General features: G+C 62.3%; 14 protein-coding genes. 6 read left to right on the top strand and 8 right to left on the bottom strand.

From position 1 onward, the window contains the following. Positions 1 to 102: 102 nt before the first annotated feature. Both NKH93_RS01420 and NKH93_RS01415 read right to left on the bottom strand, forming a co-directional pair. Positions 103 to 1,044: a D-ribose ABC transporter substrate-binding protein gene (locus tag NKH93_RS01420; protein ID WP_352469588.1), complete on the bottom strand. Its 942-nt coding sequence runs from the start codon at positions 1,042 to 1,044 to the stop codon at positions 103 to 105. A 265-nt stretch (positions 1,045 to 1,309) separates the two neighbouring features. After that, entirely contained in the window at positions 1,310 to 2,137 is an 828-nt protein-coding gene (locus NKH93_RS01415) for a phosphogluconate dehydrogenase C-terminal domain-containing protein (protein ID WP_352586635.1), read from the bottom strand. 341 nt (positions 2,138 to 2,478) lie between these two features. Here NKH93_RS01415 and NKH93_RS01410 point away from each other — a divergent pair, with 341 nt between their 5' ends. The 3 genes from NKH93_RS01410 to NKH93_RS01400 all read left to right on the top strand — a co-directional run bounded on the left by NKH93_RS01410 (position 2,479) and on the right by NKH93_RS01400 (position 4,982). Next, positions 2,479 to 3,153, top strand: a complete 675-nt coding sequence (locus NKH93_RS01410) for a DUF2161 domain-containing phosphodiesterase (protein WP_352918193.1) — start codon at positions 2,479 to 2,481, stop codon at positions 3,151 to 3,153. A 146-nt stretch (positions 3,154 to 3,299) separates the two neighbouring features. Beyond that, the gene (locus NKH93_RS01405; protein ID WP_352918195.1) at positions 3,300 to 3,725 is read left to right on the top strand and encodes a hypothetical protein; all 426 of its coding nucleotides are present in this window, start codon (positions 3,300 to 3,302) and stop codon (positions 3,723 to 3,725) included. 66 nt (positions 3,726 to 3,791) lie between these two features. After that, a complete protein-coding gene (locus tag NKH93_RS01400) occupies positions 3,792 to 4,982 on the top strand; it encodes an NADH-quinone oxidoreductase subunit D (RefSeq protein WP_352501918.1) in 1,191 nt (396 codons plus the stop codon). Positions 4,983 to 5,268: 286 nt separating this feature from the next. On the opposite strand, the gene NKH93_RS01395 is transcribed toward NKH93_RS01400, so the two are convergent. After that, complete coding sequence (locus tag NKH93_RS01395; protein ID WP_023675469.1) at positions 5,269 to 5,700, bottom strand: hypothetical protein; 432 nt, start codon at positions 5,698 to 5,700, stop codon at positions 5,269 to 5,271. A gap of 484 nt (positions 5,701 to 6,184) precedes the next feature. On the opposite strand from NKH93_RS01395, the gene NKH93_RS01390 reads away from it, so the two are divergent. Together NKH93_RS01390 and NKH93_RS01385 are read left to right on the top strand one after the other, a co-directional pair. Continuing rightward, a complete protein-coding gene (locus NKH93_RS01390; RefSeq protein WP_352968939.1) occupies positions 6,185 to 7,144 on the top strand; it encodes an HlyD family secretion protein in 960 nt (319 codons plus the stop codon). Continuing rightward, the gene (locus NKH93_RS01385) at positions 7,141 to 8,754 is read left to right on the top strand and encodes a DHA2 family efflux MFS transporter permease subunit (protein ID WP_352539321.1); all 1,614 of its coding nucleotides are present in this window, start codon (positions 7,141 to 7,143) and stop codon (positions 8,752 to 8,754) included. Before NKH93_RS01390 ends, NKH93_RS01385 begins: the two co-directional genes overlap by 4 nt. 320 nt (positions 8,755 to 9,074) lie before the next feature. Here NKH93_RS01385 and NKH93_RS01380 read toward each other — a convergent pair whose 3' ends face one another. Next, positions 9,075 to 9,827 carry a metallophosphoesterase family protein gene (locus NKH93_RS01380; protein WP_352469581.1) on the bottom strand — a complete coding sequence of 251 codons (753 nt, stop codon included), beginning with the start codon at positions 9,825 to 9,827 and terminating at the stop codon, positions 9,075 to 9,077. Continuing rightward, positions 9,820 to 10,632 (bottom strand): nucleotidyltransferase family protein, encoded by an 813-nt coding sequence (locus NKH93_RS01375; RefSeq protein ID WP_352539322.1) that lies wholly within the window; start codon positions 10,630 to 10,632, stop codon positions 9,820 to 9,822. The genes NKH93_RS01380 and NKH93_RS01375 overlap by 8 nt, the downstream gene beginning before the upstream one ends. 718 nt (positions 10,633 to 11,350) lie before the next feature. Here NKH93_RS01375 and NKH93_RS01370 point away from each other — a divergent pair. Beyond that, positions 11,351 to 12,223, top strand: a complete 873-nt coding sequence (locus tag NKH93_RS01370; RefSeq protein WP_352539484.1) for a hypothetical protein — start codon at positions 11,351 to 11,353, stop codon at positions 12,221 to 12,223. A 59-nt stretch (positions 12,224 to 12,282) separates the two neighbouring features. Here the strand turns inward: NKH93_RS01370 and amaB are convergent, their stop codons facing one another. The 3 genes from amaB to NKH93_RS01355 all read right to left on the bottom strand — a co-directional run bounded on the left by amaB (position 12,283) and on the right by NKH93_RS01355 (position 15,626). After that, a complete protein-coding gene (gene amaB / locus NKH93_RS01365) occupies positions 12,283 to 13,797 on the bottom strand; it encodes an L-piperidine-6-carboxylate dehydrogenase (RefSeq protein ID WP_352918198.1) in 1,515 nt (504 codons plus the stop codon). A gap of 183 nt (positions 13,798 to 13,980) precedes the next feature. Continuing rightward, positions 13,981 to 15,255: an RNA polymerase sigma factor gene (locus NKH93_RS01360; protein WP_352918200.1), complete on the bottom strand. Its 1,275-nt coding sequence runs from the start codon at positions 15,253 to 15,255 to the stop codon at positions 13,981 to 13,983. After that, on the bottom strand, positions 15,252 to 15,626 hold the full coding sequence (locus NKH93_RS01355; RefSeq protein WP_254817007.1) for a YciI family protein: 375 nt from the start codon (positions 15,624 to 15,626) through the stop codon (positions 15,252 to 15,254). The genes NKH93_RS01360 and NKH93_RS01355 overlap by 4 nt, the downstream gene beginning before the upstream one ends. Positions 15,627 to 15,701 lie beyond the last annotated feature (75 nt).

Here is a 15,701-nt window from a genome sequence, read left to right as displayed (position 1 = left end):
CGGCATGGCGGTCAGGAGCACCCAGAGAAATGGAGGCAAGGGCGAAATGGAAGCAAGGGACGAACCGGAGGCTCGTCCCTTGCTGCTTGATGTTACGCCGGCTCAGTTGGTGAGCGCGAACGTCTCCAGCTTGGCGGCATTGTCGCCATTGACCAGGACGCAATCCATCAATTGCTTTTCCTCGGCCGGAGACTTCTTGTTCTTGATGAAGTCGTTGGCCTGCTCGACCGCCATCTGCGCCTGCGCGAAGGCCGGCTGCAGGACTGTCGCCTTGATGCCGCCGGAGGTGATCGAGTCGCGCACGTCGTTCGACCCGTCGAAGCCGACGACGATGACGTCCTTGCGGCCGGCAGCGGCAAGTGCCGCATGAGCGCCCATCGCCATCGTGTCGTTGCCGGAGATCACGCCCTTGATATCGGGATTGGCCTGGAGGATCGATTCCATCTTTGAATAGGCCTCGGTCTGGCTCCAATTGGCCGACTGCTGCGCCACCATCTTCAGGTCCGGATAGTCGTCGATGACGTCGTGGTAACCCTTGGAGCGGATGCCGGCATTGGTGTCGGATTCCTTGCCGACGAGCTCGACGAAATTACCCTTCTCGCCCATCAGCTTGACGAATTCCTGCGCGCCGAGCTGGGCGCCCTGATAATTGTTGGAGACGATCTGCGCGACGGCAACGCCGGTGGCATTGATCTCGCGATCGATCAGGAAGGAAGGAACGCCTGCGTCCTTGGCCTTCTGCACCGCGGCGACGGTGGCGTCGGCGCCGGCATTGTCGAGGATGATCGCCTTGGCGCCGCGGCCAATCGCCGTGTCGATCAATTCGGACTGCTTGTTGGCGTCGTCGTCATGGACGAGCACCAACGCCTCGTAGCCGAGTTCCTTGGCCTTCGCCTCCGCGCCGACAGCTTCCGCCTTGAAGAACGGATTGTCATGCGAGGGCGTGATGATGGCGATCAAATCCGCCGCATAGGCGGGTGCGGCGGTGCCAAGCGCCAGCATGCCGGCAAAAGCCGCAAGCGTCATTCTGCGTGTCAGTTTCATGTATTCCTCCCGTTGAAAATCCGTGCCTTATCCCAAGGCTATATGCATTCGATTTCGTTAGCCGGCCGTAGGCGGCGGGTCGCGTCAGATTCACAAGCCCTTGGCCGGCTTCACCTCGAAGGATCGCTCCCCCTATCCTCCACTCATCCAGCGCCTGATCCTGCGGCGAAGCTTGACGGTCCGATCCATCAAACAGCTAAGCCAACTGGTATAATGAGTCAATGACAATTTCAGGTGACATGTTCCGGAGAACGCGTCGCTGCCCTCAAGTGATGCGCTGAATGCTCGCGGCAATCTCCTCCGGCTCGAACACCCGCTTCCAGTCGTCGCGCATCAGCACCGGCTTGCCGAACTCTATCGCCTTGTTGCAGGCGTCGGAGAACACGCCTTTGGTTTCGCCGAAGATGACGGCGCCAAGCACGTTCATATGCCCAAGCAGGAAATCGAGCGCCGCCTGCTTGTCGACCCCGCGCGCCACCACCTCGTCGACGGCCTCTTTCATGATGACGAGCAGCGAGGCGCACACCGTTTCAGAAAGGCCGGGCTCGAGCAGCGCCATCTGATCGACCGTGACGCGATGCGAGCGCATGACCGGCGCCCAGATGATCTTTGCGATCGCCTCACCCTTGGCGAAATCTTCCTCGGGTCCCTGCATCAAGGCGCTGACCATGTGCTGCTTGGCCTTGACGCCGCCGAAATAATCCTTCTTGGCCGCCATGTCGGTCTCGTCGTTGAAGATCGGCGGATGGCACGGGTGGGTGACGAAATAGGTCAGGTCCGGCCGCTTCGGCAAATGCCCGGCGAAAGGTGCCGCGGCGTCGAGCACGACGACCATCGTGCCTGATGCAAGCTTGCTCTCGATACTCGCCGCGACCTTGCCGATGTGCGTGTCCGGCACCGCCAGGATCACCACATCGGCTCCATCAAGCGCCTCATCGGCGCTGACGGCATCGATGCCGAGGCCCGACTTAAGCCGCTCGCGGCCGGCGTCGCTGACCTCGACATGGCGTATCGTATAGGGAGATCCGCGAAAATTGGTCGACAGACGGTAACCCATTTTGCCGCCCGCACCAAACAGCGCAATCGTTGTCATGTGTCCGTTACTCCTGAATTCCAACGACGGCCCTGCCGATCGTCATCCCATTGACTTGTATGCACATTGCCGCCGGTCGGCGGATTAGAGAACGCAGGGGAGCCGCCGCTCAAATGACGATGCCATGGACGATGTCTCGGGCGCCCGGATGTCCAGCACAGCGCAGCTACGCGGAGCATGCTACCTTAGGTACACATTATACCAGCATACCAAATTGGCAAGCGGCCATGGCACGGCTCTGACCACTTGCTTGGCCGTCGTTTACCTCCTGTTCAACGGCAAGGAGCGATCATCGCGCTGAACCGCCGATCGGCGGAATGATTCGCAGCCGACAAAGGCCCATGCTCGAAACTTCACTCTACAGCCCGGTCAAGACCTTCCTGGAAGGCCTGGGATTTATGGTCAAGGGCGAGATCGGCGGCTGCGATCTGCTGGCGCTGAGTGCCGACTCTCCGCCGATCGTCGTCATCTGCGAGCTGAAGCTGAAGTTCAACCTCGAACTGGTGCTCCAGGGCGTCGACCGTATGGCGGCGAGCGACGAGGTCTGGCTAGCGGCATGCATGTCGGCCCGTGGCAAGGGCCGTGAGAGCGATGTGAGATACCGCAATCTCTGCCGTCGGCTCGGCTTTGGCCTGCTTGGCGTGCGACCGAACGGCGAGGTTCAGGTGCTGCTCAGCCCGACGGCATTGGCTCCGCGTCGGGATCCCCGGCGCCGCTCGAAGCTAATTGACGAACATCGGCGTCGGCAGGGCGATCCTGTCGCCGGCGGCGGCTCGCGTGCGCCGATCATGACCGCTTATCGCCAGCAGGCGCTGGCATGCGCCGCAGCCCTCGCCGATGGCCCAAAGCGGCCGCGTGACTTGAAGCCCAACCTGCCGAACGCGCCTAAGATCCTGCTGCACAATGTGTATCGCTGGTTCGCGCGCACCGATCGCGGGATCTACGAACTGACCGCTCAGGGCCGTGAGGCGTTGCAGCGCTGGCCGCAGCCCGATCGCAGCCACACCGCTGCCTGAGACAGGCAACGCCGGATTTCGCGCCCTGCTTTCCGCGACAATCACGGCTTTCGGCAAGACATCACCTCGTCACGGAACCATATTTCGACACGATGGTTTTGTCGTCACCGAATTGATCGTCCGCTGAGCAAACGGAAGGAACGGCTATGCGCCTATCGACGACAATTGCCACACTTTCGGCACTGGCCCTTGCCTCGCCGGTCTATGCGCAATCCGTGGCACCAGAGCTTGCCCCTGTCCCGCCGACGGCCCCGCAAACCCTGCCAGAGCAAGCCACGCCCGAAGGGACCACTCCCGACCAGGCTACACCTGACCAAGCCTTCTCCGCCCAGAATTTCACCGCAGTGACAATCGTGGCGATGGAGGATCTGCCTCCTGACATCAAGGCACAGGCGGAGGCCGTCGTCACCCAGACCAGCGCCGAGGATTTGCGCATCCTGCAAAGTTCGATCGACGCATCGCCGCAGGCGGCATCGGCGCTGGCGGCGAACGGGCTTAATTCCACGCAGGTCGTCGCAGCCAATATCGACGGCGACGGCACGCTCACGCTGATCATCCAGACGACGACGTGAGCGGCTGAAAGCGGACAAGCCGGCTCCGGCACGGAACCAAAGCCCGCTTGATCGCGGAGGACTGTCATGGCCGAGGCTGCAGTTCGCAACTTCACCATCAATTTCGGGCCACAACATCCCTCCGCTCACGGCGTCCTGCGGCTGGTGCTCGAACTCGACGGCGAGATCGTGGAACGCGCCGATCCCCATATCGGCCTGCTGCATCGCGGCACCGAAAAGCTCATCGAGTACAAGAACTACCTGCAGGCCTTGCCCTATTTCGACCGGCTCGACTACGTCGCGCCGATGAACCAGGAGCATGCATTCTGTCTCGCCGCCGAGAAGCTCCTCGAAATATCGGTTCCGAAACGCGGACAGCTCATCCGCGTGCTTTTCTGCGAAATAGGCCGGCTGTTATCGCACCTCCTCAACGTCACCACGCAAGCCATGGACATCGGCGCGCTGACGCCGCCGCTCTGGGGTTTCGCCGAGCGCGAGAAGCTGATGGTCTTTTATGAGCGCGCGTCCGGCGCCCGCATGCACGCGAATTATTTCAGGGTCGGCGGCGTGCATCAGGATCTGCCGCCGGAACTCCTAGACGACATCTGGAAGTTCTGCGATCCGTTCCTCAAGGTCTGCGACAATCTCGAAGAGCTGTTGACCGAGAACCGCATTTTCAAGCAGCGCAATGTCGATGTCGGGGTGATCGGCCTCGATGATGCCTGGGCCTGGGGCTTTTCCGGCGTGATGGTGCGCGGATCGGGCGCGTCCTGGGACCTGCGCAAGGCGCAGCCATACGAATGCTATTCGGAGATGGATTTCGATATCCCAGTCGGCAAGCATGGCGACTGCTACGACCGCTATCTCGTCCGCATGGAGGAAATGCGCCAGTCGGTCCGGATCATGCGGCAATGTCTGGAAAAGTTGCGCTCACCAGAAGGCCAGGGACCGGTCGCGATTCCGAGCCACAAGATCACGCCGCCGCCGCGTGCCACGATGAAGCGCTCGATGGAAGCGACGATCCACCACTTCAAACTTTATACCGAAGGCATTCGCGTGCCGAGCGGTGAAGTCTATGCCGCCGTCGAGGCGCCGAAGGGTGAATTCGGCGTCTACCTCGTGTCGGACGGGGGCAACGTTCCCTACCGATGCAAGATCCGCGCACCTTCCTTCGCCCACCTGCAAGCGATGGATTTCCTGTCCCGAGGCCATATGATCGCCGATGTTGCCGCGATCATCGGCTCGCTCGACATCGTGTTCGGAGAAATCGATCGCTAGTTTAGCCAGGTCGCAGGATCTTCCCCGATCGCAGGATCATTCGTCGTTAGTAGCCGCGCAGGCAGGCCTGGACGGCGCTCGACCGCCGGTCAGACGAAGGCTCTCACCTGTGGCGGGCCAGCTCAAATTCTCACATCAAAGACGGACGCATGGCCGCGACAAGGCGCAGCCAAGCGTCGAGGAGTTTCACAATCTGCGCGGCCCGACGGCGCACGAGCCCTTCCAAGTTCGGAAGCGCTCTCCACGGCGCGGAAAGAACGCGTGTTCCGCCGTTCCTCGTACCGCCTCAATGCACGATCAAGCCCTTCATCCAGGCAACAAATCTGTTGCCGCGAACTATCCCGCGCACCCTGGCAGCGGCCCATCTCGCTTGCATCGTAGCGCCGACATGGCAATGGCAGACGATTTGGTGCAACTGCCGGTCGCTCAGTTCGAAGAAGCGCTTTGCCTCACCATAGGTATCATCGCTGAGGCCCATGGCACGCAGAACCGGATCCTCGAAGGCGACAGTGAGCGGCGTCCCAGCGCCACGCGATCTGTCGCGCGCTTCCCTGTTCATATATTCGGTGCCTGGAAGCGCCCCAAGGCATCGCGTCGGGTTTTGTTCGAGAAGTTCCGCCCAACGTTCAATCCGCTGGGTTCGAGTCATCGCCGGATACGCCGCGAAGGACTCAACTTCCGCGACGGCCTGCAGTTGGTCGAGTGTTTGATGTTTCATGGTCGGCTCCTGTCGACAGGTGAATTCGCCCACGCCTATATGAGCAATTATCGCGCCATGGAGCGCTGACAAGGCCGGACCGCCGCAACATGAGGCGTACGGATCACCTGCCCGGTGAAGCGGCGCTCGAATTCCGACGCGCCCCCGCCTGTGTTCGATGTCGACCGGTTAACCGAACCCGTTTCCGGACAGGAACTTTTGCGGAAGCTTGCCGTTTGGCTTTGCGTCCGCTTCGGCGGCTGCAATATCAATCTTGAAAGCAATTCCGTTGGACACGAAGCCTCAACGCGTCGAGCAAGACGTCGAGCCTGTAAATGAAACCCGGGAGCAACCGGCCCCGGTTCGAGAATCTCGTGAGCGATCGGCAGAGCCCCGGCAGGAAAAACCCGACGGGAATGCCTCGCAACGAAAGGCCGGTCTGCTCGGCTTTCCCAGGCGCCATCCCTATGCGGCCGCAGCCATCGCGCTTGCGCTGTTGCTCGTCGTGGCAGGCATCGCGATCTGGTGGCTGAACGCTCGCCAGTACGAATCGACCGACGACGCCTTCATAGATGCGCGCACAGTGACGATCGGTGCGCAAATAGCCGGCCGCCTTACCGAGCTGGCGGTTACCGACAATCAGCATGTACAGGCGGGCGATGTCCTCCTGCGTATCGACGACAGCGACTATCAGGCAAACCTGAAGCAGGCCGATGCCGGCGTCGCCGCGGCCGAGGCCGAAATCGTCAATGTCGCCGCCCAGATCGAGGCTCAAAACGCAAAGGTAAACGCTGCCCAGAGGCAGGTTGCACAGGCCAAGGCAGCGCTGGATTTCGCCAAGGCCGAGGATCAACGCAATCGCGAACTCCTGGCCAGGGGCACGGCAACGCAGCAGCAGGCGCAGCAGGCGGCATCGACGTTGCGTCAGGACCAGGCCGCGCTGGACAGCGCCGAGGCCAATGTCGCCTCCGCAAAAAGCCAGGTTTCGGTCTTGCAGGCACAGGCCAGGAGCGCCGAGGCGCAGCTCGAGCAGGCCAAGGCCAGCCAGGAGCAAGCCCGCACGACGCTGTCACGCACGACTATCACAGCACCCGCAGCCGGGCGGGCAACGAGCATTTCTGCGGCTAACGGCACCTACGCCCAACCTGGCCAGGTATTGATGATGTTCGTTCCCGACGAGGTCTGGATGAAGGCCAATTTCAAGGAGACGCAGCTCGATCTGATGCGGCAGGGACAGCCGGTCGACATCGACATCGACGCCTACCCGGACAAGTCCTTCCATGGTCGCGTCGACAGTATTCAGGCCGGCAGCGGCACCGCCTTCAGCCTCCTGCCGGCCGAAAATGCCACCGGCAATTTCGTCAAGGTGGTACAGCGCGTGCCGGTCAAGATCGTCTTCGACAAGCCGCCGGATGTGCTTCTCGGGCCGGGCCTGTCGGTGGTGCCGACGGTCAAGGTGCGATGAGCGGCGAAACCGCCAGAAATCAGGGTGAAAGCCGATCCGCCGCCGGGACGCACAATCCCTGGCTTATCGCCGTCGTCGTCTCCATCGCCACTTTCATGCTGGTGCTCGACACCTCGATCGCCAATGTCGCCCTGCGCAACATCGCCGGCAGCCTGGCGGCCGGAATGGACGAAAGCACCTGGGTGATTACCACCTATCTCGTTGCCAACTCGGTGATCATCCCGGTCAGCGGCTGGCTGGCAAGCGTCATCGGCCGCAAGCGCTACTACATGCTCTGCGTTGCGACCTTTACCGTCGCGTCGCTGCTGTGCGGACTGGCGCCCAACCTGGAACTGCTCATCCTGTTCAGGGTCCTTCAGGGACTCGGCGGCGGCGGCATGGCGCCAAGCGAGCAATCGATCCTTGCCGATACCTTTCCGCCAGAAAAGCGCTCGCAGGCCTTCGCGCTTTACGGCATTGCCGTCATCGTCGCACCGACGGTCGGGCCGACGATCGGCGGCTGGCTGACCGACCATTTCTCCTGGCACTGGATCTTCTTCATCAACGTGCCGTTCGGCATCCTGTCGCTGGCCCTGGTGCAATGGCTGTTGGTCGAACCGGACGTACTCGAACGCGAACGCAAGGAACGGCTGAAAGGCGGCCTGAAGATCGACGGGATCGGGTTCGTCCTGGTAGCGACGGCATTGGGGTGCCTGGAGATTTTTCTCGACCGGGGCCAGCGCTACGATTGGTTCGCCTCGGATTTCATCACCACTTTCGCAGTGATTTCCGCGATCGCGTTCCTGCTGCTTATCCCATGGGAACTCAGTCGCAGCGATCCGGTCGTCGACATGCGCCTATTATTCACGCGCCAGTTCGGCACGGCGTTCCTGGTCATGATGGCGGTCGGTGCTATCCTGTTCAGCACCACCCAGATCGTGCCTCAGCTGCAGCAGACGACATTTGCCTACACCGCGACGCTCTCGGGCCTTTCGATGATGCCGGGCGGCATCGCCATGTTGATCTTGATGCCGGTGTCCGGATTTGTAGGCAGCATCGTGCAGCCCAAATATCTGATCATGATGGGCATGTCGGTGGTCGCAGTGGCCCTTTGGCATATGACCTCGCTTACTCCGGACGCCAGCTTCCGCTTCTTTGCCTTTGCCCGTGTTTTCCTGATGGTCGGGCTGCCGTTCCTGTTCATTCCCATCTCGACCGCGGCCTATGTCGGCCTGCCCCCGCAGAAGACCAACCAGGCATCTGCGCTGATCAACGTTGCACGCAATATCGGCGGCAGCATCGGCGTCTCGCTGTCCAACACCGTCATTGCGCAAAGCTCCCAGATCCATCAATCGAATCTGGTCGGCCACACCGTGCAGTCGTCGCCCGCCTATCAGCAGGCGCTTCGGCAGGCGACCGAGCATTTCGTCGCCCAGGGTTCGCCAATGGTCGAGGCGAAGCAGCAGGCGATCGCCTGGCTTGGTCAGTTGATCGCTCGCCAGGCCACGCTGCTCGCCTATGTCGATGTCTTCCGCTACTGCGCGGTGGCAACCGCCCTGCTCGTTCCGCTGGCGCTGCTGCTGCGGTCAAGCAAGTCAGGCGGCAGCCAGCCGAATCCGGAGATGGGCTGACCCGCAGGCGCGACGGTGTAGTTCCAAAAACGGGCAAGCCGGGAACCAGCCGACCCGTTGCGTTGTTCTGCGCCAAGAGGAGATGATTACGATGGCCACTATTCCCACACCCGAGCCAACACCGACCCCGGTGCCACCGCCTCCCATCCCCGATCCCAAGCCCGTGCGTGAGCCGGACCCCGACAGGCTCCCCGACGAAGATCCCGTTCCCAACCCGGATGAAAACGACATTCCACCGAAGCGGATGGCTGTTACCCGGCAAGTGCCATGATCGTTCTGCAGCGTGCACGGGCGATTGCTTGCGCCAGTGGCGCTGCCTGTCAGATTTCGAGCATGGCGTAGGGGCGGCCCGTCGGCTTGGCGACATGCATGGCAACGTTATAGACCGACGCCCCGCCCGGCGTACGGCCCTCGTAGGCGCCGCGATGCGCATGACCATGCACCACCGCACTGACCTGGAACCGGTCTATTGTTTCGGCCAGGCGTGACGAACCGAGAAATGGGAAGATCTCCAGCGGCTCGCCTTCGACCGTCTCGACGACAGGCGCGTAGTGCAGAACGACAAGCGTGCGTTTGGCGCGGACCTGCCGCATCGCGTTTTCAAGCCGCATCGCTTCGTTCACGCTTTCCGCCACCATCGACTTGATGGCCGGTTCGCCGAAGGAGCCGAGCATGCGCGATCCAAAACCGCCAACGAAACCCTTGACCCCGACGAACCCGACCTCGTGAATCTCCGTCGCCTCGCCATCGAGCAGATGAACGCCCGCCTGGCGCAGAATGTCGGTGACCTGCTCGACGGCGCCTGACTCATAGTCGTGGTTGCCAAGTACGGCGACGACCGGGATCGTGCAGGCACGCAGTTCCTCGGCAAGGATTTCGGCCTCCCGAGGCTTGCCGAGATTGGTAAGGTCGCCGGTCAGCACGAGAACCTGGGCTTCGCGCGACATCTCGCCGAAAAGATCGCGGTACGACGCCTGGTCCTCCTTGCCGACATGCAGATCGCCAATGGCGGCGATCTTGAGTGTGCCGCCGTTTTCCGCCTTTGCCGAAGCAGGTTTGAGTTCGTCAGCCATCGCTATATTCTCCTTCACCGCCGACGTCGGCAAAGCCCCATTCCTTGACGTCGATCTCATAGTCGGTTCGTGAAAGCATGCGCCCGCGGCAGATCCGCATCCGGGAAGGCGGCAGTTCGCGCTGTTTGGCCAGCCGGTCGAGCAATTCGTCGAGCAGCCACGCCGGCACACGGTCTCGCTCCGTCGGATAGATCCATCGGAAGTTCAAGAGATGCATCAGCAAGACTTCCCAATGGACTTCCATGTAGGAAAGCAGCCTTTGCCAATCGATCTGGTCGTGCGCCTTGAGGATGGTGTGCGCGACGTCGGCGCCATCGTGGCGGCGGCGGTCCTGGATGAAGCTTTTGGACCAGATAAGCTCGGTTGGGCCGATGATCCGCACCTGGCTGCCCAGCAATTCGCCCTGACGGGCGTGCTCCAGCCACAGGTCGTCGACGGGCATTGTGCCGTTCATCGAGGCGAAAATGACGTCGAAAAAATGCGTGCCCTTGAACACTTTGCCGAGCCACCGGTCGTCCTCGACCACGACGGCGTAACCGATCCGCTTGAAATGGGCGAGGATGCGCGGGCAGTCGCCGGCCTTGCAGAAAATATCGAGATCCTTGGTCAGGCGGGTGATCCCGGTATAGGCGCTTACGGCATAGGTGCCGGCGACGAGAAAGGGGATGCCGGTCGTGACAAGCTCGCGGATCGCCTCGATATAAAAGACCTCCGCTTCGGCATTGCGAGGCGTCGGGGCGGCTTTTGGATCGACCGACGGAACGGATGCCGGGATGGCGCTTTCCGGTGGGGGATTAATGATCATAGCTATGGCTCCTGGCCCGGCAGACCAGCAGCCGCCTGTATCTAATAGCCAAGCACGCCCAATGGTTCCCGCCGTTACGCGGCACTGCCGCTCCCGCCGCTGCATCAGGCGAACACATCGCCGTCGCAGGCCTTCGAAGCGGTCATGGCTGTCGCCGTCGCGGCAGTGATGAAAAGACATGCGACCGGTTATTTTGGCGTCAGGATCGCAGTGCAATCAGCCTCAAGCGCGTCGAGGCGGAGTAGGCCCGCTATCATCCTCAGGTCCGGAAAGGATTGGCTTCAACATGGTTCCGGAGCTGTCGGAGGCGCTGCGCACCCGGCGCAACAGCCATTTGAGCGCCCGTAGCCAAACCGACTCTGTTTTCCGTAACGGTGCAGGCGGCGTGGCGAAAAGGCCATTCTCCATTTTGTAGTTCCTCACAGTCTCAGTCCAAATCAGCGTTCTTCAACGAGCAAAGCTTGTGTTGGTTCCGCGTCGCCATCGGCGGGAGCACGGGCTGGACGGGGCGAGGCCATCATTGGCGGGTTCGAGCGGGCTAGCCTTCTGCAGGGAGATCAGCGCCTCGCGAGATCAGCCTCGGCGATCAAGTGGCGGAATTCAGCTACCAGCCGGCGGGATTCGGCTCGTATCCTGATGCGCCGGCTCTGGACACGACCCGCGAAGGCTGAAATTGTGATCGTATTTCCAGTTGCAAATTTGGTTGGGCTCGGCGGGGATGGCGCTGGTTTCTGAAGACATTGCCCGCCATCCGGCGCTGCGTCGCCATGTCCAGGCTCAGTCGCGGACGCTTCTCCAGACCTATGAAGCGAACCCGCGGCTGGCCTCCGTATTCGCCACCCAACAACGTTGGCTGATGGCCCATATCGGTCTTGCCTTGTATTTCAATCGAGAGCCGGACGATCATCGCAAGGGACTTACGTCCGCACGGTTCATGGACGACATCTGCCGGCATTCGGTGGCCAGCCGCAACACCGCCGACGCCTTCCTGAAGGAGATGCTGCATTACGGCTTCATCCGGCATCTGCCGATCAAATGTGGGCGCATCCGCCCCTTTGAGCCGACCGCGGGCACTCTGGAGACGGTTGCCGGCTGGGTCATGGCTCATCTCAGAACGCTGGACAGCCTGGACAGCCTGGACAGCGGATTTCGACTGGCTGCATTCGTCGCACAACCGGACATGCTCGCCAAACTGCAGCCGCTGGTGGCCGACGGCCTGCTTTCGTCGCATGCCGTGCGGGAGCCGAGACAGACCTTTTCCTTGTTCACCTGGCTCGACAATGGCGGCATCGTCATGGATTGGCTGATGTCCGGCGTCGACCCCGATCATGCCGACCTGGACCGAATCCCGACCGGTGTCGTCTCAATTGGAGATTTCGCGAACTGGCTCAAGCTTTCCCGCACCCACCTGTCACGCAAATTGCGCGATGCCGAAGAACTCGGCAGCATCGGCTGGCTGGGCCAGCGCGGTCACTCGGTCATGTGGGTGTCGAGCGAGTTCTATCAGGAATACATGACCGCCCAGGCCATCAAGCTCGCCATCATCGATGCAGCCTTCGACAACTGTGTTGTAACTTCGCAAGCCAGCTGAACCGCGAGCCGACCGCCGTCGTGGCAGCCTTGGCGCCGCCGCGACGGAGATCTGGCATTTCAATCGATGTCGAACGACACGCCCTGCGCAAGCGGCAGCGCCTTGGAATAATTCACCGTATTGGTGGCGCGCCGCATATAGGCCTTCCAGGCATCGGAGCCGCTCTCGCGGCCGCCGCCGGTTTCCTTCTCGCCACCGAAGGCACCGCCGATCTCGGCCCCTGACGTGCCTATATTGACGTTGGCGATACCGCAGTCCGATCCGTCGACGCTAAGAAAGCGCTCGGATTCCTGCAGGTCGCGGGTAAAGATCGAGGATGACAGCCCCGCTCCCACCGCATTGTGTTCTTCTAGCACGGTGTCGAAGTCCGAATATTTCATCACATAGAGGATGGGCGCGAAGGTTTCCTCCGTCACCGGCGAAACCTGCCGCGGCATTTCGACCAGCGCCGGACGCACATAGTAGGCGTCGGGGTGACCGTTCTCGACCCGCATTCCGCCGGTTATCTTACCGCCATGCGAAGCCGCCTCCTCCAGCGCCTTCTGCATATTCTCGTAGGCAGCCTTGTCGATCAGCGGGCCAACCAGAGCGCTTGTCTCCAGCGGATTGCCGACCGAGACGCTCTCATAAGCCTTCTTCAGGCGCGGAACGAGCTGGTCATAGACGCTCTCATGCACGAACAGGCGCCTGAGCGTCGTGCAGCGCTGGCCGGCCGTGCCCATGGCGCCGAAGGCGATAGCGCGGAGCGCCATGTCCAGATCGGCCGTCGGGCAGACGATGCCGGCATTGTTGCCGCCGAGCTCCAGCACGGCACGGGCAAAGCGCTTCGCCAGCCGTGGGCCGACATCCCTGCCCATGCGCGTCGAGCCGGTGGCCGAGACCAGCGGCACCTTGGGATGATCGACCAGGATCTCGCCGACGGCGCGATCGCCGATCAGCACGGGCGCCAGTCCCTGCGGCGCGTCAGCACCGAAACGCTTTACCGCGCGTGCAAAAATCGCCTCACAGGCGAGCGCCGTCAGCGGTGTCTTCTCCGACGGCTTCCACACCACCGCGTCGCCGCAGACCAGCGCAAGTGCTGCGTTCCACGACCACACCGCGACCGGAAAGTTGAAGGCCGAGATGACGCCTACGACGCCGAGCGGATGCCAGGTCTCCATCATGCGATGGCCGGGACGCTCGGTGGCGATGGTCAGGCCGTACAATTGCCGGGAAAGACCGACGGCGAAATCGCAGATGTCGATCATCTCCTGCACTTCGCCAAGACCTTCGGATGGGATCTTGCCGACTTCGATCGATACCAACCGGCTAAGCTCGGCCTTGTGTGTGCGCAATTCCTCGCCGAGCAGCCGCACCAGTTCGCCACGCTTGGGAGCTGGCACCTGCCGCCACGCCAGGAAAGCTCTGTGGGCATTGTCGATGGTCGTTGCCGCATCGGCCGGCGAGATGGTCTTCAGCGCGGCGATCTGCTCGCCGGTCACCGGGCTGCGCACGATAAGATCGCCGCCCGTAAGCGCGCGCTCGGCAACGCCCAGTTTCGCCAGAAGCCCGGCCGTTTCCTTCGCAATCGTCATTTTCATCCCTTTCAGATTCCGTCGCTCATATGGCGTCGGTCCAAGCCTTGCGCCATACCCACTCCCTGCCGGTCGGCACACCAGGCGCTGTCATGGCGTGGCATTACGCGTTTCAGGGAGAAATCGCCACCCCGGCATGGTCCAAGCCGGCGTCCGACTGTTGAACCAGCCAGATAGAGCGAATCAGTGTGCCGTCTTGGCGGTTTCCCGCACGGCGCTTTCTTTCATCAGCCGGTCGATATGCATGCGGATATGCGCTGCCTCGGCGGCCGTATTGGCGAGCGCGATGGCGCGGTCGAAAGCGACACGCGCCTCCTCGCCGCGGCCAAGCTGCATCAGCAGTCCGCCCTTGAGGCCGAAGAAATGGAAATAGCCGGAAAGCCTTCCCTCCAGCGGCTCGATCATGGCGAGTGCGGCTTCCGGTCCACGCACCTTGGAGACCGCGACGGCGCGGTTGAGCATCACCACCGGCGACGGCTGCATCTGCTCGAGCAGGCCGTAGAGCAGGTCGATCTCGTTCCAGTCCGTGTCCTCGGGCTTTTCCGCCCGCGCATGCAGTGCGGCGATCGCCGCTTGCACCTGGTAGGGACCGGGCTTGCGATGGCGCAACGCCTTATCGACCAGCGCCAGGCCTTCATCGATCATCTTGCGGCTCCACAGGCTGCGGTCCTGGTCTTCGAGCAGCACGATCTCGCCGTTCTCGTCGAAGCGAGCCGGCGAGCGTGCATGCTGCAGCAGCAACAGCGCCGTCAGCCCCATGATCTCCGGCTCGGTCTGGAACAGCCTGAGCAGCAGCCGGGCCAGCCGGATCGCCTCTTCGCAAAGCGGCGCACGCGCCGAAGCCTCGCCGCTGTTGCTGGAATAGCCTTCGTTGAAGATCAGGTAGACCATGGCGGCGACGGCGGCGAGCCGTTCGGAGCGCTCGACCGCTCCCGGCGTCTCGAACGGCACCCCGGCGTCGGCGATACGCGCCTTGGCGCGCGTGATACGCTGCTCCATGGCGCTTTCACCGACGAGGAAGGCGCGGGCGATCTGCTTGACCGTCAGGCCGGAGACGATGCGCAACGCCACCGCGATCTGCTGTGTGGCCGGCAGGTCGGGATGGCAGCAGATAAACAGCAGCCGCAAAATATCGTCGCGGTAATGCGCCCCGTCCAGCCGCTCGGCGACGTCGCTCTCGGCATCCTCCAGATCGGAGATCTGGTCCTCCTCCGGCAGCGGCGCCTGCTTGGCGCGCTTGCGCACCGCATCGATGCCGCTGTTGCGGCCGACGAAGATCAGCCAGGCTGCCGGATCGCGCGGCGGACCGTTTTTCGGCCAGTTGTTCAGTGCCCTCAGGCAGGCGTCCTGGAATGCTTCCTCCGCCGCGTCGAGGTCGCGGAAGTAGCGCAGCAATGCCCCCATCGCCTGCGGGCGAGCGGTGCTGATTGCCGTGCTGATCCAGGCGAGTTCGGTCATGCGGAAACCTTGGCGGGATTGAACAGCGAGACCGGCCGGATTTCGTAGGAGCCGCCGCTCGGGTTGACCTCGGAAAGCTCGCGCGCGAAGTCGACGGCCTCATCGAGGTCGGCGCATTCGAGCGTGTAAAAGCCGAGGAACTGTTCCTTGGTTTCGGCAAACGGGCCGTCGATGACGATCGATTCGCCCTTGACCTTCCTCAGCGTCGTCGCCGCGGTCGTCGGCAAGAGCCGCGCCACCGGGCCAAGCCGGCCCGCCTGGGCATATTTTTCCTGCACACCCAGAAGTTTTTCCATGACGGCGTCGTCCTGCTCCTTGCTCCAGGAGCAGACGACGTCTTCGGAGGCATAGCAGAGGATCGCGTAGAGCATGGGTCGTCCTTTTCTCTGTCAAAGGACGAAACACTAGGACCGATGCCGACACGGCGTCGACAAAAAAATACGCTC

It is taken from the genome of Mesorhizobium sp. M0954 (assembly GCF_040319155.1).
In the GTDB taxonomy this organism is placed as follows: domain Bacteria; phylum Pseudomonadota; class Alphaproteobacteria; order Rhizobiales; family Rhizobiaceae; genus Mesorhizobium.
This window is presented reverse-complemented; position numbering and strand designations above follow the sequence as displayed.